Genomic DNA, 19,959 nt, shown 5'->3' with positions numbered 1-19,959 from the left:
TTCGTTTAACGGTTTACACGTATGCCCAGCGTATAACTACGGGCAGGTCTGATATCCTGAAAATCAGGATCCACATCAAAATTTGTTTTCTTCCAAACCATACCCAGGTTGGTAGCTATTGCAAAAATCTCCATGGATGAAAACATCTTATTTTTTCGAATATTCGGGCTATAATTGAGATTTACCAGTTGTAACCGGATATTATCTGCTCTGGACACTAACACTTCAGATCGCTGGTAAAAAGCATCCTGTCGGGTATTACCCGGATAGGTAAAAGCAGGCACAAATGTGTTCAATTCATCTCCCGGTTTTTGCCAACGCAGGGCAAAATCGGAATGACCAATATTTTGATTAAACAATTGGGCGTAATTCAGTGATTTTTTCCTGTAATAGTAATTGAATCGATATAAGAGGGTAGCCGCTATAGAAAACCGGCCAACATGAATCGTATTGGTTAAGGAGCCATAGGTTTGGGGAACATCCGGCCCGTGAAACCTTAATTGATCCACCGGATACCGGGCATTTGTAATTGCACTGTGATTATCAGAAACCTTCCCATCCAAATAGCCCAGCGGTTTACCGGTTTCCGGATCCAGCCCAGCCCACCGATACGAATAAATAGCGTTTAGAGGTCGTTCTAAAATTCCACCAACACCTGCTTCATTTACCAGTGTATTGGAACTACGCGGGTTATAAAATTCTTTCAGTTTATCTTTCGCAATGTTTACAAGAAGAGAGCTAGTCCATCTAAAATTAATCGTCTTTATATTTATAGAATTGATTGAAAAATCCATTCCTTTTGTAAGCAGCCGACCGGCATTTCTTACAATAGTTGGGCGGTTTATGCCTGCACTGTAGTCTATTGGAACCTGAACCAATAAATCTTTAGAATTCTTATTGAAATATTCAATACTACCGGTAATTCGATCATTTTTCGACCGGAAACTAAGCCCAATATTGGTTTGCCCAACTTTTTCCCATCTTAAATCAGGATTCGCAAAGCGACTAAAATCAGCTTCTGGTGTACCCAAAAATTGATTGGTAGAGACATAGCGAATCGTTGTAACACCAGCCTGTGATGGATCAATATTACCAGAATACCCGTAAGTAAGGTTCAGCCTCAGGAAGGGAAGCAAATCAAGCTTGTAAAAATTTTCGCGACTCAATTCCCATCCCAGGCCGCCAGACCATAGTGGATTCCATTTGTTATTGGTATTCACCCCAAAAAGATTGGACGCATCCTGCCTGGCACTGGCCGTTAAAAAGTATTTATTGCGGAAGCTATAGCCCAGGTTGGTATAAGCAGAAATAAAGCGATTACTAAACCGATCTATAACCCGACCGTCCTGAATAAACCCTGAAAAACCTGTAACAAAATTTGGCCATGCACTGGCTAAATCGATGTTGGTGTATCCAAGATTGTTTGAATTGAAACCATATAACCTGTTCCCATCCAGGGCTGTACGAATTTGCCGAAGTTCAGTCCCCGCAATCCAGTTAAAAGAAGAGCTGCCAACTTCTTTGGAATAATTCAATTGCAACCTGCCGGAATGATGATACAGGGAAGTAGATCGTTTGTCCAAAATGCCACCAACCGGCACTTTGTAAACCACCTGCCCGGTAGCATAATTTAGCTGAGTAAAATTATTGATATAATCTCTGGCATAGAAACTTTGCTGGTCATACTCCGTTTGATTATCACCCAGCTGGTATTCGAACCGGTATTTAAAATCAATATTTAATCCGGGTAAAATATCATAGCGAAGGCCCAGGTTCAATAAAATGGAATTGGTGAGATTCCTGTTTTTTACCAACTGGTGATCATTAAGTGCATAATACTGCCAATCCAACAGCTTGCCCCCTCCTACTGTATCGAGGTAAGAAAAGCGATGCATCCTGCGGACCGGAATGGGGTTACCATGATCATCTGCAAAACGTGTATAGGGCTCTAATTGACCACCTGATGCAGTTATAGAATTGAAAGCCGGATTACCGTTACCGGTTTGAATATTGAAATAATTCATACCGGTGGAAAGGGTAAGGCGTTTACCCAACAGAAAATTATTCACCAGATTCATGGTAATACGACGGTAGGGCTGGTCTAATTCTGATTTGTTATAATCAAAACCTGTTGAAAAAAGCCAGTTCATTTGCTTACTGCCACCCGACATACTGATGGAATATTGCTGGTTAAAAGCGGGTTTATAAAAATAGTTTCTGTACTCATCCCGTATATCCCGGCGACGAAGTGCATCAATTTGAGCCGCGGAGTCTGCAGCTGAGATTAACCCATTTCTACGTTTAAATAAGATCTCATAGGCTTGCGAAAATGCCGGTTTACTGATGGAAGCGGTATCAGCAAATCGAAACCTCCGGCTAAAGAGGAAAAGCTCCGTATCTACAAAGTCGGAAGAGGAAATCAGTGGTATAGTAGAGAGATCAGGCTCTTCCATCATTGTGAGGTTAGCCGCGAAATTCAGCTTGGTTTCCTGGTTGAATTTTGCTTTTTTGGTGTTAATTACTATGACGCCGTTGCCTGCCCTTGCGCCCCAGATAGAGGAAGCTGCTGCATCCTTTAAAACTGTAATGGATTCAATATCATTTGGATTAATATTGTTGATATCACCTTCATAGGGGAAATTATCCAATACAACCAGGGGATCACGGGATGCCTGGATACTACTTAAACCCCGAATGGTGATATCCAATCGTTTTGTAGTAGCATTGGTTCGTTTAGAATCAAATAGTATCCCATTAGTGATGCCCCGCATGCGTTCCAGAATATTGGGGCCAGCCTGTTTATTTAACTGGGTACTGTTGAGCTGTGTAAAGGAACCTGTAGCCCGTTCACCAGGTAAAACTTCGTACCCCGTATTAAGATTTACCACCACATCTTCCAATTCACTGGGCCTGGGCTGAAGTCGGATAATCCAATCGGTTTGATCCGACACCCTGAGTTCTTTTCTTTCGTATCCTATGTTGGTAATAATGAGGACGGTTGCTTTATCTGGAATAGTTATGGCAAACCGCCCATCCTTATCAGTGCTTACCATTTCTCCGCTGGCCTTGATTTGTATAGTGGCGCCATTAAGTGGCTGGCCCTTTTCATCAAGCACTGAGCCACTTATTTCAATAGGTAGGGATGGAGAGGGAAGATTTGGGCCAGCCTGCTTCTCCTTAATTATTACATATCGATTAGCAATTTGGAACTGAAGGGGTTGATTGGCCAAAGCCATTTCCAGCACCTCCTGTAGCGATTGTTGTTTTACCTCAATAGTTACTGGCTTTGCATTTTTAATGGTTTCTTCGGTATATATAAAGCGATAACCGGTTTGTTTGCGCAACTCTGAAAAAAAGCTTGTCAGAGAGGCATTTTCCATTTTTAGGGACAGAGATTGCCCATAACCGTGGGCGAAACCATTCAATACAGAGAATAAGGTTAAAACAATGGTTAACCGCATACATTTAGCGTTTATATTAAATGCTGGGGTGCAGGAAATGGCATGGCCATGAAGTATGAATTTCATACCTTTAGTTAGTTTGGTTAATTAATAAAATCCTTCCGGGGATTCAATCAGCAAGATTGTACAGTTAATTGGCCTTATTTCAGCCGCTTCGTCCGCAATACGAAGCGGTTTTTTTAGCCTCTTTCTTTAAGCATAGGCAAAATGGTTTTACGGTTTAACAATGATTTTACTGTCTTTATATTCGAAACTTACCTTACCCGTCATTTGTAACAAATCCAGCAGACCTGCTGCTGGCAAGTTTCTTTCAATACTGGCCGTAAACCGGTCGTTTATTTTTGTTTCGTATTGAATATCCACATTGTACCATCGTTTCACTTCCTCCATAATTTCTTCAATGGAAGCATTTGAAAATTCAAACCAGCCATTTTTCCAGGCAAGTACCTGTTCTTCATTTGGTTTTGTAATATTTAATTTATTGTTCTGAATAGTTACCATTTCACCCGGAATCAGCTTTTTTACAACAACCGGGTTATTGGAGGAAGAAAGTGTAATCGCCCCCTCCTGTAGAAATACTTTTGGTAGCTGATCAAAGGCATTTAGATTAACATTGAATCGGGTACCCAGTACTTCTACCTGAAGCGCATTGGAACGTACAATAAATTTTCTCAAGGGGTCTTTTTTAACATCAAAAAACAGCTCACCAGTAACCATGACCACCCGCTCCTGCTTGTTCATTCCAGACTGAAATTGAATGCTGCTTTCCGCGTTCAACCATACCAGAGAACCATCCGGTAACTGCACTTGATATTGAGCCCCCCTGGGGACGCTGATGGTATGCATTTCTGCATTGCCGGAACCGGGTTTATACCGGATGAAATGATTGTTTGTATCAAGCTCAAAGTCAGCCCTTGCAAGTATTTGTTCTGGAAGTTGATCAAGTGCGTACACAGCGCCGTCCTGCGTGGAAAAAGTAGCTTTTTGTTCAGCAGGTAACAAACTAGCCAGTTGGGTAGTGGCATCATTTGAGACAACCGGAACCTCTTTATTATTGATCCAATAGAGCATAACTGCTATTATAAGAATAGCAGCCGCAGCAAGTGGAGCTAGCCATTTACGGATTGATTTAACGGGGGTGACTGGCTGATGAAACTGTAGTTTTTCACGAATTTTTTCAATTGCCAGGGAGCTGTTGTAAGTATGTCGTTCTTCCAGGCCTTGTTGTTGAAATTTTGGATCAATCAATTCCAGGAAAGTATCTTCATTGGCTTCCTTTTCACAGATCCAAACATCAAGTTCATCTCTTTCTTTTTCTGAAAGTGTATTGCGTACATAGCCTGCAATTAAGTAGGCTATGCGTTGTGCTTTATCCAATGGCGGATGCTCATCTCCGTTATTTCCAAAATGCATGATTGGTCATTTAATCAGACAGTCAGGTACTATAAGGTACTCAATAATTTTTGAAAGACTGGGTCTGTACCTTATATAAGAGAGCAACGCATGAAAAAGACTAAAAACGATATAAATAAATTTGCCTGAAAGGATTTTTTCAGGTAATTCAAACCAATTTTCTTCTGAGTTTTGATGGTAGAAACGGAAAGGTTGAGCTCTACAGCTATTTCATTTACAGACAGGCCATCAATATATAGTTTGGCGAGAATTTTAGAGCATTGGGGTGGAAGCGATTCAATTTGTTGGTGGAGGGATTCCATCAGCTCGGTATGAATCATGGCATTTAATATATGATCCTCCGTTGGCTGGGAAGCAAAAGTCCATTCCTGGTGGAGGGCTTCTCTTTTTTGTTTTTGCTGGAGCCATTGAATGCAGCTGTTTCGAATAGCAGTATAGCAGTAGCGCTTGAGTTCTGTGGGGTTGGCTAGTTTCTGGCGATGTTTCCAAACGGAGAAGAAAGCTTCCGAAACCAGGCTTTCGCTTTCAGCACGATCTTTTATTAGGTGATTGGCGAACTGACACAAGGATGGATACCAGGATTTGAAGAAGAAGGTAAAGCCCCTCTCCTCGCCATTTTGAAAGGATTCCCAAGTGTTGTATATGTAAGTTCCGTCCAAACAAATTCATTTTACACCATAAATCTAATCATTATTTCATTTGGTACACATATTTGAACCTATTGAAATATCAAAGCAGGTTCTTTTTGCTGTGTGATTTCATCCCCCGAAATAGTGAAGAAAATTATAGGCGATAACCTTACTTTAATAAGGCAGTCACTTGTATTAACCCATCAGGAACTTGCAGATGTAAGCGGTATTTCGAAAGGTTCTATAATCAAATTAGAGCAAGGCGATAAAGGTTACTCAATCGACACACTGCTGTTATACATTGATAAAATCGGATTTACACTCCCAGAAATAAGTTCGGCAAAAACGGAAATTCCAGAATATAATCAACTAAAGAATAAGATTGTTCAATACCACACAAAAAATGGTAGTGCCATTCCAGAGGATCTTTTTCCCAGTCTGGAGAACAAAGTTAAGAATTTGGTTCTTACCAGGTTAATACCTTCTCGGTACTTAAACAAAAGCAGGACATTAAGTGAAATTCTAAAATATTTTAAAGATGAACTAGGGTATACTATTAAGAGCACTTCCCTTTCAAACACTTTAATTCGGCTATCTAATGATGGTGTAATAGAAATTATTAAGAATGGCTCCAATACTTTTAAGTATAGTGTAAAAAAGGCAAAAAAATAGTAACGGTATTAATTTAATGGAGCAAATAAAAATAATTTTCTTAAATAATTCATTTATCAACTGCTCCGTTGGTTCAATTCAGAATCTACCCAATTTTAACGGGTTAGGTAACCTTTACCTATTGAAACAAAATTCTGAAATAGAAATACTTATAACTGAGATAAAGCGATTAAGAACCGAGAATAAATCGCTACTTAATCGATTACTTTCTATCACCTAGCGCCTTAATAAGCTCAAGATTTTGTTTTCTAAGAAAATCTAGTTCTGATTTTAGAGCATTAACTATTGCATCATTCGCAGTCGACCTATTGTCATTTTCAACATGCCCAACATATCCGTTATTGCTGTTTTCAATTTTATTATCCTTAAAAATCAAAACTGGCATTGTTTCAGATAAAATATCACTTATACCTACATTATAAAACTCTGCAAGCTTTTGTGCCTGTTCGGCTGTAAGGGATTTGGGACTTCTTTCCAACCGGCTATAGGAGTTCTGGCTAATATTCAGAACTTCAGCCAATTCCTCCTGTTTGTATCCATGGAGATCACGAAGTATTTTCAAAGTTGTTGTAGACATTGATAAGATTTAAGGTGCTACAAATTTGGATAAAAATCTCAATAATTGATAATCCTAATCCAATTTCTACCCACAATTTAGCAATTCCGCAAAATTTCTAACCAGCAAGATTGTACAACCAAACAGGAATTTAGTTTTTCCAAAACAAATGCGTTGTACATGAAATACCTTCTATTTCTGCAACTATGCCTATCAATGGCAATGCAGAGTCGTGCTCAAACTGAAAGCAAAATCAATCCATTAAACTTGGGAGATCACGTACCCAACATACATTTTGAAGCAGTAACCAATGGCCCATACAAATCCACTTCAATTACAGATCATCGAGGTAAATTGTTGATCCTAGGTTTTTGGAGTATGTATTGTCCACCCTGCATTAAGAATTTTCCCAACATGGATTCCCTTCAGCAGGAATTCAAAGATAGTGTTACCATACTGTTGGTAAACACTGACAATTCAGGCAACACTGAAGAGAATATCCTCCGATTCCTTGGTAAATGGGAACAGAGAAATAAACAGAAATTTACGCTTCCCACCATTTATAAAGACACCATCGCCCGCTCTGTATTTAACTGCGTGTATGCTCCACATTATGCATGGATAAGCCCGGAAGGAAAATTATTAGCCCTGACAGGAACGGATGAACTTAACCGGATACAGATTAAAAAAGTTCTACAAAATGAGAACACCCCTTTAACCATAAAAAACGATGTAGACATAAGGCAACCGCTGTTTGCCAAAGAAATACTACCAATGGAACAGGTATTGCAGCATACGGTATTCTTAAAAGGATATTACCATGGATTAGGAGGAAGCAGGTATGCATTTGGGCCTGGTGAAAAGCCCTATGGTTTTAATATAGCGAATCAGCCATTGTTAACAATCATAAAAGAAGTAGCCCATCGAATGGATAATACCCTTACGGAAAACCGGATTATTATTGATACTGACTATGAAAAGGATCGATTCATACGAGATAGTATACTGGAGGAGCTTAGTACTTCAATTTACAGTTTAGGCGTACTGGTGCCGCCCAACCAACCAGCCTCCTTATTTCACTCCATCTTTGAAACTATTAATCAGTATTCAGATTATACAGTAAAGCTGGAAACCAGAAAAGTGCCTTGTTATGCATTGGTTTACAAGGGAAAAAAAGGGGGACTCAAATCCGATGGAGGGATTTCAAAATCCACCCTCTATAGCATGAACAGCCCCTATTTACAGAATGGCAGTATTGAAAAATTGGTAAATATCCTGAATCAGGTACCTGAATTTAAGCTACCGGTTGTAAATAAAACGGGAATTAACTATAACGTTGATCTCTATTTTGACAACCCACTACGAGACTTGAATGTAATAACTGCCGAATTGCGAAAGTATGAATTGGAATTAATGCCTTCGAATACCCAATTAAAAGTAGTGGTGATCAGGAAAAAATAGTATAGCGGGAATATTAAAATTTACCCGCTAGCGGTTTCTCATGTGTGAAAGTGGAATTGTTAGTTTTAACCACTTTAAAATCCCCGATTCTTCGGGGATTTGTTTTAGTTATTTTCCGTTACTAAAAGTATAACATTTAACTGTTTCTTATACTATGCAAATTGAGCTCAAATATAGCCTGCACCCTCGATTTGGCTTCGTGAGATGGCATCTATTCCATAGATTAAACTAGCACAATTTTTTGTTTGATACCTTTCAACCAATCCTGCAGAATATAAGACCATGCGCTCAGTGTTCATAAATTCATTCCTGATCAGAAATAAGCACTAACATTAATTCACTTCCTCATTATTACTGGAGTACACCATTTCTGCATCGTATTAATATCTGTGAAAATAGGCATCGGGTAAGCGCGGCTCGTAACTGAATTAAATATTCAATTAATAAAATAAATACTTCTTATAGTTCACACCGTAATCAACAAAATATTCAAAAGTATAATTAGGTGCTGTATAACCACTACTATGATAGTAAATATACTTTTTGTATCTATTATTTAATGTATCTTTTAAGTACTCATTTTCATAAAATTCAAAAATCTGATTTACACTTTCATCCACATTAACTTCAAAATATTTATATGTATTGTTAGGATATGCGCTACCTTGTTCAAATTGCAACGAGGTCTTACAGTCACCGTTTGATCCTATTCGATACATCACACATCCATCTTTATCAAATTCTTTCTGACCTCCCTTCTGATTAAAATAAATTGTAACCTTCCCAATAAACCCATTAGGCAGGAAATGCCGCTGACATCTAACTGTATTATCACAGGACATAGAGAGTAAAGCAAATAACAAATAAAATAAAATTGATATCTTTTTCATAATTTTTATTCTTATTTTAAGTCCATAGCAGCAGAAACTCCTTCGAATATTTTATTATGCGAAGTTGGATTTCTTATAATTTGATTGCCGTTTGAATCTTTGCCATAAACTCCTAAAAAGTTACCATCTGCATCAGTTGCAATTTTCAAATTGAATGCTTTCCCGTAGGCAAACTCACTACCAGATAAGGCTTGAAGAATATTTGATTTACCCGGCGAAATATTTATACCCATAAATATCTTAGTACCATTTTGATCTTCAATGAAAGCTTCAAACGCTGGGAATCCTTTTCCAATATAATGGTAATTAACATCAATATATCCCTTTGAGATATTGTTTTCAATTTTTGTGGTTCCAGTCCACACTATTGGCTGATCTACTAAACTACTCACTGGGTCTAATATTGGGAATGGAGCAATTGGGGCTTTCCCCTCTATCCTTGCTTTTATCGTAAGTTTGTTTCCCTCCTTTAGTGGTTTCCATAAACTAACTTCAGGCGTCACCTGTGGGGCTATTTTTAAAACTTTCTCACTCTCACTCTCATATCTAACCGTATTACCCGCCTGTTTACTCTCAGTAAGAGTAGCTTTTGCAGATGCAATAGCTACGGTTATAGATGTAGATACTTTACTTTTTACATTATTGTCTGAAGCAACAGTAAAGCCTCTATTATCACCGGAATATTTATATTTTCCGCCTGTCGCTATTTCACCAAAAAAATCCCACGGTGCGAAGCTACGCTGATGAATAATATACTTTTCAAGACCATCTAAATCAATTGACCTAATTACATCCCCTTCAGCATAAGCATATGTGCTGTTCCAAGGATATGATTTCGCAAGAGGATCTACGGATAAAAATCGTCCTATTCTCGAATCATGAATCCGCATTCCATAATCAACCTGATTGCCCGTTCCTTTCACCTCGTTGTCGTTCTCCTTCCCATTAAACCCATACCTAAAACTACCCGCATTAAACTTCTTGCCGGGCATTAACATGCCGAAGGGATAATAATCATTGGCGCTGCGTACATCGGCCAGGTAATGCCGTACTGTATCGCCGGTTACTTTTACCTGCTGAACACGGTCGGCAAGGGTTACGAGTACATTCCCCAGGTGGTTACTTAATTCAAAGAGCTTTTCGCCTCTCGTAAATTTATAACTATAAATTTTACCAAACGAATTCACTAAGATAAAACTGGAATCCGCTGCCAGGTGACGGTTTACTATACCCAGCCGGCTATTGCCATAAAGATGCACTTCCTCCTGATTAATTTGGCCTGCAGCAGGTTTACGATATACACTCAGCACATTGCCCGATGCATCGCGTACTTAGAAAGTAGTATCGGTAGTGGTGGACTTGCTGATCCGATTGCCGGCTGCATCATAAGTATACCGGATTACCTTGGCATTTTGGTTAACCCATTAAAGACAGAATGCTACAAAATTTTCAAACACTCAATATCGTCTACAAAGAAAAAACAATACTCAACCTTTCTAATAACACCACTAGTAGTTACCAAAAAACCCTCTTTTCCAACATCAATAAATATTTCTGAAGAAAGCTTGTTAGCCAACTTAATTAGAAAGGCTTCCCAGTCAGGAATAATTTCATGAATTAATACAGAACAAATCATACAGTATATTGGAATTCCTTTTGGCTTGATATTAAAATCTATATAAAGCTTTGGTAAAACACTTGCATGATTATCTTGTTGATCAGATAAAACAACTTCCCCATAAGAGAGTGATAATACTTCACGTATTCCTTCTATTATTACACTATTGTGACTCTTATTTTGTATAGCAATTGCTACACAAGAACTATCTCGATTTATTGTAAACATCTACTGCTTGTTTATATTCTTCAACACTGAATTGCTTCCCAATTGCGTTTCTAAGTTGTTCCGAATTGCTGCTGCCTGCATCATTCATCAAACCTAATGCCTTTGCAGCACCACGGCTCAAGTCAACATACCCACCACCAGCTAAGGGCTTTATTGTTCCACCATCGTTATAATATCTATTACCATTTTTTAATTCGTAAATTATTCCATAAGTCTTATCCTTTACTTCAGCTGCTAATCCATCATTTATTTCAGATAAATCGCCCTTAAAATCAACTCCTTTCAATGCTACTGTATTTTTATCTTTAATATAACTTGATTTAGCTGAAATTCGACTAGCAACATGGCGCTTTTCAAAAGAAGTTCCTAATGAAAAATTATTTACATTAAATCCCAACTGCCGAAGACTTTTTGAATTCAAACCCATTTTTTTCAACCCGGCTAAGACTGCCTTACTTCCATGTTTTGATATTGCATCTCCTACAATCGGCTCTAGTAGTCCAATAAGTCCCGACCCTACCAAGCCTTCCCCTGTAATATTTTTCACCCCAACTTGGTCTATATAGGTCGCCATCCCCATAACTGCATTTGAAGCCATTTTTATCTTCTTCGTACCTATCATATCAACAACTCCTTCACCAAAAGCCTGCCACAAAGTCACCTTTCCCCAAGCCTGTTCCCAATTTGAAACATTTGGATCCAGCATGTACGCTGTCAACATCTGTGTCATTACGTTGATACCGACATTTATACCATATTGTAAAATCCACTGGGCAAATTCACCATCCTTATCTATGTGGGAAAGCGGTGAATTTGCAGCAAATGAAAAAGGCGTAAAATCTGGAAATGATAACGAATATGGATCTACACTAAAAAACCTGGCAACTCGTGGATCATAAATCCTTGCCCCAAAATTTATTTGATTGCCTTCACCCTTTACATCATTATCATTTTCTTTTCCATTAAACCCATACCTAAAACTTCCAGCATTAAACTTCCTTCCCGGCATTAACATGCCGAAGGGATAATAATCATTGGCGCTGCGCTCATCGGCCAGGTAATGGCGAACAGTATCACCGGATACTTTAACCTGTTGAACCCGATCGGAAAGGGTTACCAGAACATTCCCCAGGTGATTGCTTAATTCAAAGAGCTTTTCACCTCTCGTAAATTTATAACTATAAATTTTACCAAACGAATTCACTAAGCTAAAACTGGAATCCGATGCCATGTGACGGGTTACTATACCCAGCCGGCTGCTGCCGTAGAGATGCACTTCCTCCTGATTGATTTGTCCGGCTGCCGGTTTACGGTACACACTCAACACATTGCCCGATGCATCCCGTACATAGAAAGTAGTATCGGTAGTGGTGGACTTGCTGATCCGATTGCCGGCTGCATCATAGGTGTACCAGATCACTTTGGCATTCTGGGTTATACTCTCTATTTTACCATATACATTCCAGGTGATATTGGTGATGGTATCCTTTACATCCTGCACCAGGTTTCCAATGGCATCGTACACATAGTTATTGTCGGCTTGTCCGGTTCGCAGATCCTGGTAATTCGGATAAGCTCCTGCACTGCCATCGGCCGCGGCATCCGCCACTTTATGCAATTGGTTGAAGGCATTGATAAAAAATCAAAGGATAGCCTATTTTCATCTTTACACTTGGACCAATTAAACTCGAAAATAATTATCAGTTAAACCTATTCAATTAACTTTAAAGCATCTTCTGCTTCTTTATGTCCGCTTTTAATTGCCTTCAGTAAATATTCTTTTGCAAAGCGCTTTGTTTGTTCATCCATATCATTGAACTTAGTAATATCACCAACATAAGAAATAACAAGCTTTTCGAATACGTCATAATGCGCCTTAGAATAGTCATGCTTATTTGACATGTATAGTGCCCAAAATAAAAAATCACCACTAAAATCATCTAAATAAAAATTCCTTAACTCCAAATATGCTGAAGTATCACCTTGAAATATTTCCCTTTGAATTAATGAAATATCCCTTGTAGGTTGATTAATCGCTACTGATTTCTCCTTGTCATTACATGATATAAAAAACAATAGGCAAATAAATAAATAATAATGATGTTTCATTTTTAATATGTTGCTTTAGTATATTGAGAATCTACCCAACCTTTTCTTCCGTCAGGTGTATTAACTTCCATCCACCCATTACTTACATTACCCGTTGGCAGTAACTCTGTTCCTCTTTCTAAATGAACTCCATTTTTTTCAAAAGAAGTACCAGCACCTTGTCTAAGGTTTAATTTATTTGCAGACACCGAGTAACTTAAATCTTTTTTATATAAAATTTTGTCTAAAAAACCAGGCTTTGCTACTGGATCCCATTTGCCGTCAAAAACTCCAGTTAAAACACCCTCATTATACACTAACCAATTAGCACTTCGACCTGTGCTTTTTCCTCTTTGCTCAACAGTGGTTCCTGGAATATAATCTCTATTACCTTCATCAGTACTTTTTGTATAGAAAGGTCCTTTTTCACCTGAAGCGCTGAAATAATCTCGCTCATCTGGCGCAATGACTGTCATTAATAATTCTTTTGACATTTTCTGAGCAAATGAGGGCGATATATTTCCATTTTTATCAATTATTGGTCTTCCAGTTCTGCAAGAATGAAGCACAGCAACTACATGTCCAGAATTAGATTGAACCTCATAGTGGGGACTCATTTTTAAAACAGATTTAAACTCAGTTGCTTTTGAAATTGTTTTACCATTTATATCATCGACGATCAAATTTTGTGATCCATGTGCAACAATATGTATAGCACTATTATCTGTGATCTTCATTCCGCCGCTCCATATTATTTCATCTTTACTTTTGTTTACTAATACAACTTCCAAACCTTCTAATTCTATGCCATCAATCACTCTATTTTCGCTAAAAGCATAGGGACTATTCCATGGAAATGATGAATTCAATGGATCAACACTTAAAAACCTCCCCAATCTTGCATCGTGAACACGATATTTAAAATTCACAACATTCCCTTCACCAAATATTTCATCGTCACTTTCTTGATTTTGGAACCCATACCTAAAACTACCCGCATTAAACTTCCTCCCCGGCATTAACATGCCGAAAGGATAATAATCATTGGCGCTGCGGACATCGGCCAGGTAATGGCGAACGGTATAGCCGGTTACTTTTACCTGCTGGACACGGTCGGATAATGTTACGAGTACATTTCCAAGGTGGTTACTTAATTCAAAGAGCTTCTCGCCTCTCGTAAATTTATAACTATAAATTTTACCAAACGAATTCACTAAGCTAAAACTGGAATCTGGTGCCAGGTGACGGGTTACTATACCCAGCCGACTGCTGCCGTAGAGATGGACTTCCTCCTGGTTTATTTGTCCAGCTGCCGGTTTGCGATACACACTCAGCACATTGCCCGATGCATCGCGTACATAGAAAGTGGTATCGGTGGTGGTTGACTTGCTGATCCTATTGCCGGCTGCATCATAAGTATACCGGATCAGCATGGCATTTTGGGTAATACTTTCAATTTTACCATATACATTCCAGGTGATATTGGTGATGGTATCCTTTACATCCTGCACCAGGTTTCCAATGGCATCGTACACATAATTATTATCCGCCTGCCCGGTTCGCAGGTCCTGGTAATTCGGATAGGCTCCAACACTGGCATCGGCCGCGGCATCCGCCACTTTATGCAACTGGTTGGTATTCGGTTTGTAAGAATAGGTCAGGTTGTCCATAGTTAACCTAGCCGCATCCCCATTGCGCTGATAGGTCAGGATATTTCCATTGGGATCATAACTCACCCGCTCTCTGTATTCTGTACTGATAGAAGCCGTAAAACTGCCGGCTACCGGATTGAGCCCATTGAAGAGATCCATCGCCACCAGGCGGTTTAACTGATCGTATTTGTAGTTGTAGAGTTTAGTGGAACTCAGCTTCGGAATATTCACCGCCATGGCTGCAATATTTCCATTGTAGAGTGGCGATGCATTGGTAGTGAGCCCTCCAATAACCGAGCTGGCCTGCGGGTTGTACCAGATGGCTAGCGGTTACCATTCCGGATCATAGCATTACCAACGTCAAGGAATGTATCAAAGTCCTGAAAAATAGAATCATTTCAGGAATGTTTGTTTAATCCAAAACATTCACCTCTTATAGTCAGCAAAATAAATCATAAAAACGTTTCAATTATAAGATAGCATAATTCTCTTTTCTCACAATACCTAACTAAAACTCTTCCATCCCATTTTTCGTCCCTAATTATTCGGATTGCCTTATTGCTGCTAAAGTACAATGAACCGTATACACGTTGTGAATCACAATCAAAATTATCCCACCATTTTGATTCATCAGTGCTTACATAATCACGTAATTTTATTGAAGTAATTATATTATACAAATAATTATCTCCCTTACATACATTCTTTTTAAAAGTACTATCAACTGGAAGTAATTCAATTTCCCTTACCCATTCTTCAAAATTTGCATTAGATATATTGAATTTGCTGTAAAAAGTGCAAGGGGATTTGAAATCTGCACTTTGGCATTTTTTTGAAAACTTGAAATTAGTGATCCCCTTTGGAATTTCACCACTAATATATTCAAGAAATATTTCACTTTCACTTATTGAATTGATTCCACACCCAATAAACAAATATGAAATCACCATAATTTTTATTAGAAACTTGGCAAAATCACTTTCTGGCATTTTATTCTTCATGATACTTACTTTTCAATTTCATTAGTTGCCGTACCTATCTTTCTGATTTCCTTAGCTTCTTTTGAATTACCTCCTCCGAACTTATTAGGAATATCTTTTGAAGACTTTCCATTAAACCAATCAAAAAAGTTTGAATTATCTTGTTTAACATTAATCCATTCGCTACGTATTTCAAATGGTGTGCCTGGTAAATTATTTTCAGCGAACCTAGTTTGAAAATCCCCCCATTCACTTCTTTCCAGATCTCCTGGAGAACTACTTTCACCTTTGAAATCATAAGTATCAATAAATCTCATTTGACCTTCAAATCTCCAAATATCACCATCCTTTTTATCCTTTGTAACTTTTCCACAAAGTTCAATTTTAAATCGCCCTAACGTGCCAGCAAGTCCAGCACCGCCCTGAATTGAATATCCATCTGGCAATTCTTTGGTTTCTCCATTTTTTATAGTGGCCAAAAATGCCGAAGTCTTATTAATATCATTTGGTGCGCCTCCATGTAAACCTGTATGGTAAATATTCAAATTTTCAGTTTCATACTTACTTAAAATGTATTGTCGACCAGCACCATATGAATAATGGTTAATAAGTCTTTTGGGGAGATCCTGATTAAACGCTGCTTGAAATGCCTTAACAACAGTTTTTTTCTTAATTGCAGAAGCATCTTCTGGAGTCAAAATCATCCCAATTGGTCTTTTACTCTTTGAAATTGGATTTGGAATTCCTGATGGAATCAATCCTTCTAATCCATCTAAATCTATCATAGTTATTGGACAATTACTTGCAAACTGAAATGGTGTTAATTCTGGATATAATTTAGCAATTGGATCTACGGATAAAAATTTACTTATTCTGGGATCATAGATTCGCATGCCATAATCCTGTTGATTACCCGATCCTTTTACTTCATTATCATTCTCTTTCCCATTAAACCCATACCTAAAACTACCCGCATTAAACTTTCTGCCGGGCATTAACATGCCGAAGGGATAATAGTCATTGGCGCTGCGAACATCGGCCAGGTAATGCCGTACAGTATCGCCGGTTACTTTTACCTGCTGAACCCGGTCGGATAAGGTTACGAGTACATTCCCCAGGTGGTTACTTAATTCAAAGAGCTTTTCGCCTCTCGTAAATTTATAACTATAAATTTTACCAAACGAATTCACTAAGCTAAAACTGGAATCGGGTGCCAGGTGACGGGTTACCATACCCAGCCGGCTGCTGCCGTAGAGATGCACTTCCTCCTGGTTTATTTGTCCGGCTGCCGGTTTGCGATACACACTCAGCACATTACCCGATGCATCCCGAACATAGAAAGTGGTATCTGTAGAGGTGGACTTGCTGATCCGATTGCCGGCTGCATCATAAGTATACCGGATGTCATTGCCAGACTGAATGATACGCTCAATCTTACCGTATACATTCCAGATAATGCTATCAGTACCTTCTTTGATTAAGTTACCAATAGAATCGTATTTGTAATAATTATCCGCCTGCCCGGTTCGCAGATCCTGGTAATTCGGATAGACTCCAACACTGGCATCAACTGCCGAATCATAAACCCTGTGCAGTTGGTTGGTATTCGGTCTGTAATGATAGGCCAGGTTGTCCATGGTCAAGCGTGCCGCATCCCCGTTGCGCTGATAGGATTTGATATTTCCATTGGGATCATAACTCACCCGCTCTCTGTATTCTGTACTGATAGAAGCCGTAAAACTGCCGGCTACCGGATTGAGCCCATTGAAGAGATCCATCGCCACTAGGCGGTTTAACTGATCGTACTTGTAGTTGTAGAGTTTGGTGGAACTCAGCTTCGGAATATTCACCGCCATGGCTGCAATATTACCATTATACAGCGGCGATGCATTGGTGGTGAGCCCTCCTATCACCGAGCTGGCCTGCGGATTAAACCAGATGGCTTTATAATCGTTCCGGAAATAATGCAAACTGAATCCAAAAACATCCTGTGCTACCGGTTTGGCTTCAGTAGTGTCCGTTCCGTTGGTTAAACTGCCGCCCATAGTGGGGTTGATCTATAATTTGCAATTTGGTTTATAATTAACCAAACTACCTTTGATATAAAGTATAAGCCCGCATATTTTTGAAAGAACTTAAAAACAATTAAAATACATTGTAAATTGATATATTTATTGCTATTAAATAAATACTATTTCTATGGAATATTACGTACTTAAATACTCAACAGGAAAAGAAATCGGTAAAACTTACCCGCAAACAAACGGAATGAGTGATAATTATAATTTCGAAATATCCGACTCTATAAATTTTCTACCAAATTTAGAAACACCATTATTTATCCCAAACTTAAACTATTTAAAGGTTGACGAAAATGCGAAAATAACTGACTTTATTAGCACAGGCCTTATAAACGCAACTGGTTTTATTGTAAATGAAAAAATAAAATCATTATTTGACAATTATAAAATTGCAGATCATATGTATTTTCCTGCAAGCTTGTACTATAAGCACAAGCATATTAAAGCTCATTGGTTACATTTCACCAATGATTATACCTCTTTAATTGACTTTAATAAATCCACCTTTGACCTTCGATCGCCTATTACATGGGATATTTGGTCTACTATTGAAGCAAACATCAAATTTAATACTCTTTCAAGTTTAATTGAAAAACACAAAGAAAAGGAAGTATTAGATCAAATTTTTCCCGAAGAATTATGCATTAAATTAAAACTCGAGATTCATCTCTTAACATTTAGATATTTAGGAACCCGTGTTTTAATTTCAGAAACTTTATTAAATCAGCTAAAAAAAGAAAAAATTACTGGTTATGAAATTGCAGAAAAATCTATTCCAGTAATTTTTTCAAGTTGAAATAATTTTTTTATTCTAATTTATTAACAACATCAACGTAATTTTTAGCTTTAGGTATTAAATTAGTTTCAATAAATTCTCTAGCTTGTTCTGGAGAAAACCCTTTGTTCTTAGGATCATTTGCCCAATTGGTTAACTGCTCAGTAATCCATGCACTATATTTTCGATGACCGCCTGTATTATGCTTTTTGGAATCTACACCTTTGCCATTGATTGTACCATTAAAATCGAACCCAGCAGAAACAGCAGCCTGCACTACATTATTTTCACTTAAAATTTTTACTGGAATTAAATGATGAGCAACTTCACCTTTTGCCAATTTTCCAGACTTTAGTAATGCACTTCGTAAATCACCTCGTTTTTCAATAGCTGTAAATATATTCTCTACATTAGCTGCATATTTATCACCAAATTTTACAAGGTTTTCAGTGAATCGAATTTTAGTTTTTAATTTATCATATGCTTTCCAAGCTTTTATCCCATCAATTGATGTATTTATTAAATCATACCCAGTACCAACACCTGGCGCAAAACTCAATCCAATTTCCCACCAAGATTCGTCAAGAATGTCCATTATGTTTCCAGCATCATCTGCAAGTTGCTTATACCAACTTTTAGTCATGTACGCTTTAAACCTTTGCTTTATTCCCGTTTCAACTAATTCAGAAACTGCTTTCTTAATAATCATCCGAGCCGCTTTGGTTGCTGCTTTCTGAAATTCTAGTCCATCTTTATCAATACCAGAAATTGGGGAATTTGAAGAAAATTGAAAAGGTGTCAATTCTGCATACTCTTCGGTCATTGGATCTACAGAAAAAAATCTACCTAATCTCGGATCATAAATCCTCATTCCATAATCCTGCTGATTCCCAGTTCCTTTTACATCATTATCATTTTCTTTTCCATTAAACCCATACCTGAAACTACCCGCATTAAACTTCCTGCCGGGCATCAGCATGCCGAAGGGATAATAGTCATTGGCGCTTCGTATATCAGCCAGGTAATGCCGTACTGTATCGCCGGTTACTTTTACCTGCTGAACCCGGTCGGCAAGGGTTACGAGCACATTACCCAGATGGTTACTTAATTCAAAGAGCTTTTCGCCTCTCGTAAATTTATAACTATAAATTTTACCAAACGAATTCACTAAGCTAAAACTGGAATCGGGTGCCAGGTGACGGCTTACAATACCCAGCCGGCTGCTGCCGTAGAGATGCACTTCCTCCTGATTGATTTGTCCGGCTGCCGGTTTACGGTACACACTCAACACATTGCCCGATGCATCCCGTACATAGAAAGTAGTATCGGTAGTGGTGGACTTGCTGATCCGATTGCCCGCTGCATCATAGGTGTACCGGATCACTTTGGCATTCTGGGTTATACTCTCAATTTTACCATACACATTCCAGATGATATTGGTGATGGTATCCTTTA

The 19,959-nt window shown here is 38.4% G+C and carries 16 protein-coding genes; 3 read left to right on the top strand and 13 right to left on the bottom strand.

Translation table 11 applies throughout. From position 1 onward, the window contains the following. Window positions 1-5 precede the first annotated feature (5 nt). The 3 genes from B2746_RS16750 to B2746_RS16740 all read right to left on the bottom strand — a co-directional run bounded on the left by B2746_RS16750 (window position 6) and on the right by B2746_RS16740 (window position 5,533). Complete coding sequence (locus tag B2746_RS16750) at window positions 6-3,527, bottom strand: SusC/RagA family TonB-linked outer membrane protein (RefSeq protein WP_290796233.1); 3,522 nt, start codon at window positions 3,525-3,527, stop codon at window positions 6-8. 147 nt (window positions 3,528-3,674) lie between these two features. After that, complete coding sequence (locus B2746_RS16745) at window positions 3,675-4,874, bottom strand: FecR family protein (RefSeq protein WP_290796231.1); 1,200 nt, start codon at window positions 4,872-4,874, stop codon at window positions 3,675-3,677. Between the two features lie 71 nt (window positions 4,875-4,945). After that, window positions 4,946-5,533 carry an RNA polymerase sigma-70 factor gene (locus B2746_RS16740; protein ID WP_290796230.1) on the bottom strand — a complete coding sequence of 196 codons (588 nt, stop codon included), beginning with the start codon at window positions 5,531-5,533 and terminating at the stop codon, window positions 4,946-4,948. A gap of 114 nt (window positions 5,534-5,647) precedes the next feature. On the opposite strand from B2746_RS16740, the gene B2746_RS16735 reads away from it, so the two are divergent. Beyond that, on the top strand, window positions 5,648-6,175 hold the full coding sequence (locus B2746_RS16735) for a helix-turn-helix domain-containing protein (protein WP_290796228.1): 528 nt from the start codon (window positions 5,648-5,650) through the stop codon (window positions 6,173-6,175). Between the two features lie 202 nt (window positions 6,176-6,377). On the opposite strand, the gene B2746_RS16730 is transcribed toward B2746_RS16735, so the two are convergent. Then, window positions 6,378-6,752, bottom strand: a complete 375-nt coding sequence (locus tag B2746_RS16730) for a helix-turn-helix domain-containing protein (protein WP_290796226.1) — start codon at window positions 6,750-6,752, stop codon at window positions 6,378-6,380. A gap of 159 nt (window positions 6,753-6,911) precedes the next feature. On the opposite strand from B2746_RS16730, the gene B2746_RS16725 reads away from it, so the two are divergent. Beyond that, a complete protein-coding gene (locus B2746_RS16725; RefSeq protein WP_349680617.1) occupies window positions 6,912-8,192 on the top strand; it encodes a TlpA disulfide reductase family protein in 1,281 nt (426 codons plus the stop codon). A gap of 440 nt (window positions 8,193-8,632) precedes the next feature. Here B2746_RS16725 and B2746_RS16720 read toward each other — a convergent pair whose 3' ends face one another. The 8 genes from B2746_RS16720 to B2746_RS16685 form a co-directional block, all read right to left on the bottom strand. Further along, complete coding sequence (locus B2746_RS16720) at window positions 8,633-9,082, bottom strand: DUF6843 domain-containing protein (protein WP_290796225.1); 450 nt, start codon at window positions 9,080-9,082, stop codon at window positions 8,633-8,635. 11 nt (window positions 9,083-9,093) lie between these two features. Then, window positions 9,094-10,392, bottom strand: a complete 1,299-nt coding sequence (locus B2746_RS16715; RefSeq protein WP_290796223.1) for an RHS repeat domain-containing protein — start codon at window positions 10,390-10,392, stop codon at window positions 9,094-9,096. Between the two features lie 128 nt (window positions 10,393-10,520). Further along, complete coding sequence (locus B2746_RS16710) at window positions 10,521-10,928, bottom strand: hypothetical protein (RefSeq protein WP_290796221.1); 408 nt, start codon at window positions 10,926-10,928, stop codon at window positions 10,521-10,523. After that, entirely contained in the window at window positions 10,906-12,537 is a 1,632-nt protein-coding gene (locus B2746_RS16705) for an RHS repeat domain-containing protein (RefSeq protein ID WP_290796220.1), read from the bottom strand. The genes B2746_RS16710 and B2746_RS16705 overlap by 23 nt, the downstream gene beginning before the upstream one ends. A gap of 101 nt (window positions 12,538-12,638) precedes the next feature. Then, window positions 12,639-13,037, bottom strand: coding sequence for a hypothetical protein (locus B2746_RS16700; protein ID WP_290796218.1), 399 nt, complete (start codon window positions 13,035-13,037; stop codon window positions 12,639-12,641). A 2-nt stretch (window positions 13,038-13,039) separates the two neighbouring features. Continuing rightward, window positions 13,040-14,905: an SH3 domain-containing protein gene (locus B2746_RS16695; RefSeq protein WP_290796216.1), complete on the bottom strand. Its 1,866-nt coding sequence runs from the start codon at window positions 14,903-14,905 to the stop codon at window positions 13,040-13,042. Window positions 14,906-15,120: 215 nt separating this feature from the next. After that, window positions 15,121-15,669 carry a hypothetical protein gene (locus B2746_RS16690; RefSeq protein ID WP_290796214.1) on the bottom strand — a complete coding sequence of 183 codons (549 nt, stop codon included), beginning with the start codon at window positions 15,667-15,669 and terminating at the stop codon, window positions 15,121-15,123. 5 nt (window positions 15,670-15,674) lie between these two features. Beyond that, entirely contained in the window at window positions 15,675-17,693 is a 2,019-nt protein-coding gene (locus B2746_RS16685) for an RHS repeat domain-containing protein (RefSeq protein WP_290796213.1), read from the bottom strand. Between the two features lie 154 nt (window positions 17,694-17,847). On the opposite strand from B2746_RS16685, the gene B2746_RS16680 reads away from it, so the two are divergent. After that, the gene (locus B2746_RS16680) at window positions 17,848-18,525 is read left to right on the top strand and encodes a hypothetical protein (RefSeq protein ID WP_290796210.1); all 678 of its coding nucleotides are present in this window, start codon (window positions 17,848-17,850) and stop codon (window positions 18,523-18,525) included. A 10-nt stretch (window positions 18,526-18,535) separates the two neighbouring features. On the opposite strand, the gene B2746_RS16675 is transcribed toward B2746_RS16680, so the two are convergent. Continuing rightward, a complete protein-coding gene (locus tag B2746_RS16675) occupies window positions 18,536-19,786 on the bottom strand; it encodes an RHS repeat domain-containing protein (protein ID WP_290796207.1) in 1,251 nt (416 codons plus the stop codon). Window positions 19,787-19,959: the final 173 nt, after the last annotated feature.

This window comes from Flavihumibacter sp. UBA7668, from assembly GCF_002483205.1.
Taxonomy (GTDB): domain Bacteria; phylum Bacteroidota; class Bacteroidia; order Chitinophagales; family Chitinophagaceae; genus Flavihumibacter.
The sequence above is the reverse complement of the archived record's forward strand: the minus strand, read 5'-3'. Positions and strand labels throughout refer to the sequence as shown.

Excerpts from the sequence above, each read along its gene's own strand:
- B2746_RS16750 (WP_290796233.1), bottom strand. The coding sequence starts at position 3,527 with ATGAAATTCATACTTCATGGCCATGCCATTTCCTGCACCCCAGCATTT.
- B2746_RS16745 (WP_290796231.1), bottom strand. The coding sequence starts at position 4,874 with ATGCATTTTGGAAATAACGGAGATGAGCATCCGCCATTGGATAAAGCA.
- B2746_RS16730 (WP_290796226.1), bottom strand. The coding sequence starts at position 6,752 with ATGTCTACAACAACTTTGAAAATACTTCGTGATCTCCATGGATACAAA.
- B2746_RS16725 (WP_349680617.1), top strand. The coding sequence starts at position 6,912 with ATGAAATACCTTCTATTTCTGCAACTATGCCTATCAATGGCAATGCAG.
- B2746_RS16720 (WP_290796225.1), bottom strand. The coding sequence starts at position 9,082 with ATGAAAAAGATATCAATTTTATTTTATTTGTTATTTGCTTTACTCTCT.
- B2746_RS16710 (WP_290796221.1), bottom strand. The coding sequence starts at position 10,928 with ATGTTTACAATAAATCGAGATAGTTCTTGTGTAGCAATTGCTATACAA.
- B2746_RS16700 (WP_290796218.1), bottom strand. The coding sequence starts at position 13,037 with ATGAAACATCATTATTATTTATTTATTTGCCTATTGTTTTTTATATCA.
- B2746_RS16695 (WP_290796216.1), bottom strand. The coding sequence starts at position 14,905 with ATGGCGGTGAATATTCCGAAGCTGAGTTCCACTAAACTCTACAACTAC.
- B2746_RS16690 (WP_290796214.1), bottom strand. The coding sequence starts at position 15,669 with ATGAAGAATAAAATGCCAGAAAGTGATTTTGCCAAGTTTCTAATAAAA.
- B2746_RS16685 (WP_290796213.1), bottom strand. The coding sequence starts at position 17,693 with ATGGGCGGCAGTTTAACCAACGGAACGGACACTACTGAAGCCAAACCG.
- B2746_RS16680 (WP_290796210.1), top strand. The coding sequence starts at position 17,848 with ATGGAATATTACGTACTTAAATACTCAACAGGAAAAGAAATCGGTAAA.